7 protein-coding genes are annotated in these 6,768 nt (G+C 45.7%); all 7 read right to left on the reverse strand.

Annotation, left to right across the window (positions count from 1 at the left end; genetic code table 11):
• Positions 1-7: 7 nt before the first annotated feature.
• A complete protein-coding gene (locus tag BST99_RS07185; protein ID WP_105001202.1) occupies positions 8-277 on the reverse strand; it encodes a hypothetical protein in 270 nt (89 codons plus the stop codon).
• A gap of 28 nt (positions 278-305) precedes the next feature.
• Positions 306-1,268, reverse strand: a complete 963-nt coding sequence (locus BST99_RS07190; RefSeq protein ID WP_105002457.1) for a type I phosphomannose isomerase catalytic subunit — start codon at positions 1,266-1,268, stop codon at positions 306-308.
• A gap of 72 nt (positions 1,269-1,340) precedes the next feature.
• On the reverse strand, positions 1,341-1,865 hold the full coding sequence (idi, locus tag BST99_RS07195) for an isopentenyl-diphosphate Delta-isomerase (protein WP_105001203.1): 525 nt from the start codon (positions 1,863-1,865) through the stop codon (positions 1,341-1,343).
• A gap of 44 nt (positions 1,866-1,909) precedes the next feature.
• Positions 1,910-2,854, reverse strand: coding sequence for a PorP/SprF family type IX secretion system membrane protein (locus BST99_RS07200; RefSeq protein WP_262494653.1), 945 nt, complete (start codon positions 2,852-2,854; stop codon positions 1,910-1,912).
• Between the two features lie 11 nt (positions 2,855-2,865).
• Entirely contained in the window at positions 2,866-4,866 is a 2,001-nt protein-coding gene (locus BST99_RS07205; protein WP_245916207.1) for an Ig-like domain-containing protein, read from the reverse strand.
• A 17-nt stretch (positions 4,867-4,883) separates the two neighbouring features.
• On the reverse strand, positions 4,884-5,522 hold the full coding sequence (locus BST99_RS07210; protein WP_245916208.1) for a hypothetical protein: 639 nt from the start codon (positions 5,520-5,522) through the stop codon (positions 4,884-4,886).
• 18 nt (positions 5,523-5,540) lie between these two features.
• Positions 5,541-6,768: hypothetical protein (locus BST99_RS07215; protein ID WP_181044179.1), on the reverse strand; the 1,228-nt coding region annotated here is incomplete at its 5' end.

Raw genomic sequence — 6,768 nt, forward strand, 5'->3', positions numbered from 1 at the left:
TTGCTATTTAAGAGAGCTTATTGATCTCTTCGGTCAAACTGACTGCACTCGATACGAGTTCTTTGCGAATTCCGGCAAAATGTGCTTTGGCATTTTCTACCTCTTTTTGATGAACTTTATTCATCAAGGTATCGAACACCTCAATGGTCTTATCGATTAAAGCACTGCCCTCGTCAGAACCATAATTACCGGTTGCTGCTTCCCAATCTTGGACTTCTCCAATGATGTCTCCCAACACGTAGTTGATATCTTTCTTCAGTTCTCGAATACTTGCCATAACAGTAGTTTTGTACTTAAAGTTAGGATTAAATCGTCACTTCCAAAAGAGAAGAGGACTCCGTTTTGACCTTTAGACTTTTTAGTTCAGCCGGAATAAGCGCCGTCTCTCCCTTTTTGATGTGCACGGACCCTTCAGGGGCTTCCAAGGTAGCCTCTCCTCCGACGCACATATAAATTCGGAAGCTGTCAGCACTTTCGAAGTTCCATTCCACACTCTCGGTCAAGCGATGGTAATCCGTTTTGAAGTACGGACAGTGCACTAATTCGTTCGCCTGATTCTCGAACTGTTGGTATTGGACCTTGAAATCGTCTTTTTTCTGATAGTCCATTGCATCCAATGCCATTTCGGTATGCAATTCGCGCAGATTCCCTTCCTTATCTCTTCGATTAAAATCAAAAACACGGTAGGTGATATCAGAGGTTTGTTGGATTTCGGCAAGCATTACCCCTGCCCCAATGGCATGTATCTTTCCGGTATTGATAAAGAAGGTATCTCCTTCTTTGACTTCCTCGTAATTCAAAAGTTCCAATAAGCGGTCTTGATCTAGATATTCTTGGTATTCTTCTTTGGTCACATCACGATTGAATCCAACGATTAACTCTGCACCAGGATCCGAATCCATGATGTACCACATTTCAGTCTTTCCGAAAGAGTTGTGGCGTTCCTTGGCCAGGTCATCGTGGGGGTGCAGCTGAATCGACAGATCCTGCTTGGCATCAATGAATTTGATCAAAATGGGAAACTCCATCCCAAAACGATCGAACACCGATTGGCCCAAGAGCCTCTCTTTAAAAGTCTCCATCAGTTCTGTAAGACTTTGTCCTGCCAAGGCACCATTTTCGACTACGGAAACATCTCCGTCGACTCCGGAGAGTTCCCAACTTTCGCCTATGGTATCTCCTGAAAAAGGCTTTTCAAGGACGGTTTGGAGCTTATTTCCTCCCCACAAACGATCTTTGGCGATAGGGCTAAACTTGATGGGATACAACTGCATAAACATCTACATTTTGTTCAAAACTACTAAAGGCACTCAGAAGATGAACTAGCTTAGGGTTAACTTTTAAGGATTTCCGTCCAAATGATCTTTGAAACGGTTAAATACGATTTTGAACCAAGCCGTATATGTCTCCGGATTCTCCTTAATATCGGCCTGAATAGCATCCAGAGACATCCATTTCCAGGACTCTACTTCTTCCGGATTTATCACGGGAGCATACTCAAAATGCCCGAGGAGGACATGGTCCAATTCGTGTTCCGTTAGACCATTATCAAATGGGGCCTTGTAAATGAAAGTAAAGAGTTCCTCAATATCGGTTACAAAACCCATTTCTTCTTGAAGGCGTCTCTTACCCGCAGCGATACTGTCTTCACCTTGGCGCTGGTGGCTACAACAAGTATTGGTCCATAACAAAGGAGAATGGTATTTACTGCCCGCTCTTTGTTGGAGCATCAATTCCTTCTTCTCATTCAATACAAAGACCGAAAAGGCTCGGTGCAACACGGCTTTTTCATGGGCTTCCATCTTGGGCATTAGCCCTACTTCGTTGTCTTGTTCATCGACAAGTACCACTAATTCTTCTTGCATTTTGCAAAAATACGGAAGTTAATAGGCTTATGAATTCAAGTGGATTAAAAGAAACGTGGAGACTTGATAAAATCGCTTGATTTCAGGAAGTCATAACGCAATATCACCTCAAAGGAACCATCGTTAAAAGAAGTTGCTCCCAGATCCGTTATTTCACGGTCATAGGCCAAGCCAACCATCAATTCGGAAGAAAGTTGAAATCCGATCAATCCGCTAAATGCGGCATCCCAGCGGTAAGCCACTCCTCCACTAAACTTTTCGGAAAAGAGAAAGTTAGCGGAAACATCCACCTGCAAAGGGGCTCCTCTGACGGCTTTGGTCAGCAAGCTCGGCTTGAACTTTAAATCCGGGTTTAAATCAAAGACATAACCGGTGATAAAGTAAAAATTCATCAGCTCCGTTGCTGTCGATAAGGAAGACTCTTCAAAATGAGTTGTTTCGAGCATCCTCGGCACCGATAGCCCCGCGTAGTAGCGATCTGTGTGAAAGTAAATTCCTGCACCAATATTCGGCGAAAAGCGGTTGTCAATATTCTGCTGTAAAGTCGGGTCTGTTCCTTGACCAGTGTTCTGATTCAATTCCGAAAAGCGAATATCCAATAAATGGGCACTGGCTTTTAAGCCAAAACTCAAACGGGATTCAACCCCAGTCTTGATGGTATAAGAGAGATCTACGTCAAAATAGGTTTCTGAGGTAGGACCGATCTTTTCGTTAATAAAAGACAAGCCTGTACCAAAGCCCTTATAACCCATGGGGGTATGCATATTCAGTGTCTGTGTCTGGGGTGCTCCGTCCAGACCGACCCACTGAGCACGGTAAAGAGCAGCTATACTCAAGTGCCCTCTGGATCCGGCATAGGCTGGATTTACACTAACAGTATTGTACATATACTGAGTGTACTGGGCATCTTGCTGCCCCATAACCAGAGTACATACCAAGAGCATCACTCCTGTAAGCCGTGTTTTAATAGGGGTCCCTATGCGTATCATATCCCGTCTCATTATCGGTTCAAATAGATATATCCCGAAACCTGGTTCATGCGACCATTATCGGCTTCGTATTCAATAATGTAGAAGTATGTACCTACTGGTAGTTTACTGTCTTGGTTCAGTGTTGCTCGAGCATCTGATGTTCCATCGAACACATTGCCCGTAGTGTTGTAAGCCCGCGTCTGGAAGACTAATAAACCCCAACGGTTGTATATCTTAACGGTGTTGTTCGGGAAATTATCCAGGTTACGGATAACCAACTCGTCGTGCACCCCATCTCCATTCGGCGTAAGGACATTGAAGACCTCGATTTCCTCCCCTGCTACATCCAAGTCGGTATCCAAATAATTCGGAATACCATCCCCGTCTGTATCGTCATTCAACCAGTCTCCGTCCCCATTGAGATCTTCATCTTGGGTGGCAATATCATCTCCATCATCATCGGTATCGCGGTAATCGGGTATACCGTCTCCATCAGTGTCCGGTAGATCGGTAGAAGGATCATTGATTTCATCATTGACATCAACGTCTATAGCCGTGTCTCCTTCATACCCATCACTAAGACCATCCAGGTCTTTGTCTGATCCCATCCACTCATTCTCAGGCACACCATTAGCGTCAAAATCATGTCCTTCAATAGCATCGACAATACCATCGTCGTCACTATCTGTATCGACATAGTCCGGAAAGCTATCGCCATCAGTATCAAGAGGTACAAGACCTAAGTTTCCATCTTGTTCGTATGCGTCATCCAAACCATTATTATTGGCATCCATACCGGAAGGGGCAATATAGCCTTGCGTGGTTTGCGCTTCGATATTATCTGGAATACCATCGTCATCACTATCGATATCCAGGTAGTCTAGAATACCGTCTCCATCCGTATCGGTAGGATTGGTGGTAGGATCATCATCACCGTCGAGGTTGAGATCCTCAAAGCTGTCCAGAATACCATCGTTATCGGCATCCAAATCCAAAGGAGGGTTCACCATCACAACAACAGTCGCTATGGAGCATACCCCATTGATATCACAAATGGTATACGTAAAAGTATCAGTTCCTTCAAAGCCCGAATTGGGAACATAGATCAATACGTCATCTGAGTAATCATTCGGAGTTCCATTATCGTCCCAACTCGCCGTTCCATTGGCCGGTGTGGTCACCGTTATGGTCTGTAAGTTTAGCCAATCGTTGTCGTTGTTCAACATAGAAATGGCAACAGCTGTATCCTGATCCGTTGAAACCGTATCATCAAAAGCATCAGGTGTTGGAATAACATCCACAGTTACTGTGGCCGTGCTGCAATCCCCTGCCGAGTTACAAACCGTATAGGTGAAAGAATCCGGCCCATTGTAATCGGGATCCGGTGTATAGGTCAAGGTATCATCTCGAGGGTCATTGGGTGTACCCCCATCATTAACCGTAACTGTTCCATGGGCCTGGTCCGAAAATGTCAAAGTCCCTGTATCCGGCAAGTCCGAATCGTTATCAAAAATAGGAACCTGTACCTGATCATCTTCCAAGACAGAAACAAAGTCGTCCTGAAGATTGGCCGCCTGCTGAATACAGACCACAGTGAAATTGGGCAGGGTCTGTACGTCCCCTGCTATTTCGAGGGTTGCCGTATAACGTGTAACGGTTTGAGTTGATTCCACCACCGGACGTAGTGGATCGCCGGTTAATGCTGGAGTCCAGCTAATGGTAGCGCCGGGGCGGTTGTAGGCACTGATATCAAGAGTAACCTGGTTATGAGGGTTGTTACAGTTGGTCAGAATAAAATACCCTGTGGCATTTGAACCACAACTCGTTCCGTCATAAGTGGCAAAATACACCCCAGGCTGAGTCACTTCTATAAATGAATTCGTGCCTAATATAGTGCCCGTATCTGAGGCCTCGTACCATTGATAGTTGGATTCATCCCCTGTATTCGGAGCCTGAAGTAAAAACTGCCCATGACTCCAAAAAGAGGTGAAAATCAGTAGCAGAGTGATATGTAAGCGTAAACTTCTCAAGATTCGGCGATCGTCTATTATTTAACTACAAAAACCACATTGATTAAAGCATTGTAATCACTGGGCTGTCCTATGATTTCGTAAGACAAGACCCCTGAATTACTTATTGTCATATTGTTCACGTCAAATACGGTGGGATCAGCGTAGGTGACGTAGTAATGTAGATCCGTGGCCCCGTAAGTGGGGATAACCGCTGGCGCATCCCCACTTTTCGCTGTTGGGGTTGCAAACTGAGCCGTATACTGTGCATACAAATCAATTGAGGCTGTTCCATTGGTACTGGCATCAATAGTTATTGATGGAGGATAAAATACCCGTGCCGCTTTGCTTGTAATGGGTGCAATAGCCTGTATCACTTCTTCTACATCGGCTTCGGTCGTTGAATCTCCATCAACGTCCACGGGTGTTGCCGCAGCCACCTCAGAGCTCGTCTGATCATCGGTAGCCCTTGACCAGGCGCTTCCCGTCCAATAGTAAATGGCGTCGTCCGTCGTATTGTATAAAATCGAACCAACAGACGCACCAGTGATATTATTCATTTCAGTGGTCGTTCCGGTCGGAATCCCCATCAATGACATGGCGTCAATCTGTGCGGAAGCCTTTCCGCCCATAAAAAACAGGGCAACAAAGCAGAAAATATGTACTAAATTCTTCATCGTTTTTTATCTCTTGTATTAGTTAGGCAGTACGATCACGGTAAACATGAACTCGAGATCGATGTCGTCCTTGGCGTTTCCACCGTTATCGCTATCACCGATATTCACTCGGAAGCCAGTGCTGGATTGGCTGTAGTAAGTAATCCCCGGGTCATCGTAATTCGTTCCTCCGTTTCCTGGACAGTCTCCTCCACAATCCAGTATAGAGACTTGAATGATGTAATTGCCATTGGCCAGAGCGGTTCCGAAGGTGACTTCGTAATCTCCTTCGTTCAAACGGGTGACCGTTGCTCCATAAATGGATGCAGACGTTCCGTCACCATTAATTTTTCCAGCGGCATAGACCGTCGGCATATTCAAATAGGCTCCCCCATCCGTACCCACACTGATCTGGTTGTTGCTGTCTGCACTGACCACATTGGCTGTATCACTACCTCCTGCTTCATCAGTATAAGTGATCACACCAGAGGTTGTATTCTGTGCTAGGGAGGTAACTGTTTCATCGATATCCGTTGTAGATCCTCCATCCTGGGCGATCGTGGCAATGCGATTCCCACTGATGGTATTGCTAATAGTGATGTCATCATCAAGAGCGGATAAGTCCACAGTAGTCGAAGCGCCATTCTCAATATCCACCTGCAAAACATTACTTCCATTCAGGCTTGCACCGGTTAAGTCCTGTTCGTCCGTGTTCACGCCAGAAGTGATACTGGTCAACGGAACCTGAAGAGTGCCGCCGGCATCGGTGATTTCCAAGTTCGCTCCATTCACGGCGAAAGTCGTATTCAACTCATTGGTATCACTCAAGTCACCGTCGGCAGCCACGTGATTTGTGATCGCTGTATTGTTGGCGGTGATATTGGTGGTATTTGCAGCGATGTTGGTCGCGTTTGTTGCGATGTTCGTGGTGTTGTTATTGATCGCAGTTGTATTGGCAGCGATGTCTGCACTCTCTTCCAAAGCCGCAAGACTGACTGTGGTTGAGGCACCATTTTCGATATCAATTTGAAGCACACTACTACCGTCCAGGCTTGCACCGGTTAAGTCCTGTTCGTCTGTATCTACTCCTGAAGTGATGCTGGTCAACGGAACCTGAAGAGTACCACCGGCATCGGTGATTTCTAGGTTGGCCCCATTCACAGCAAAGGTAGTATTCAACTCATTGGTATCACTCAAGTCACCGTCGGCAGCCACGTGATTTGTGATCGCTGTATTGTTGGCGGTGATATTGGTGGTGTTGTTATTG

Origin of the sequence: Aureicoccus marinus, from assembly GCF_002954325.1 — a bacterium.
Lineage (GTDB): Bacteria > Bacteroidota > Bacteroidia > Flavobacteriales > Flavobacteriaceae > Aureicoccus > Aureicoccus marinus.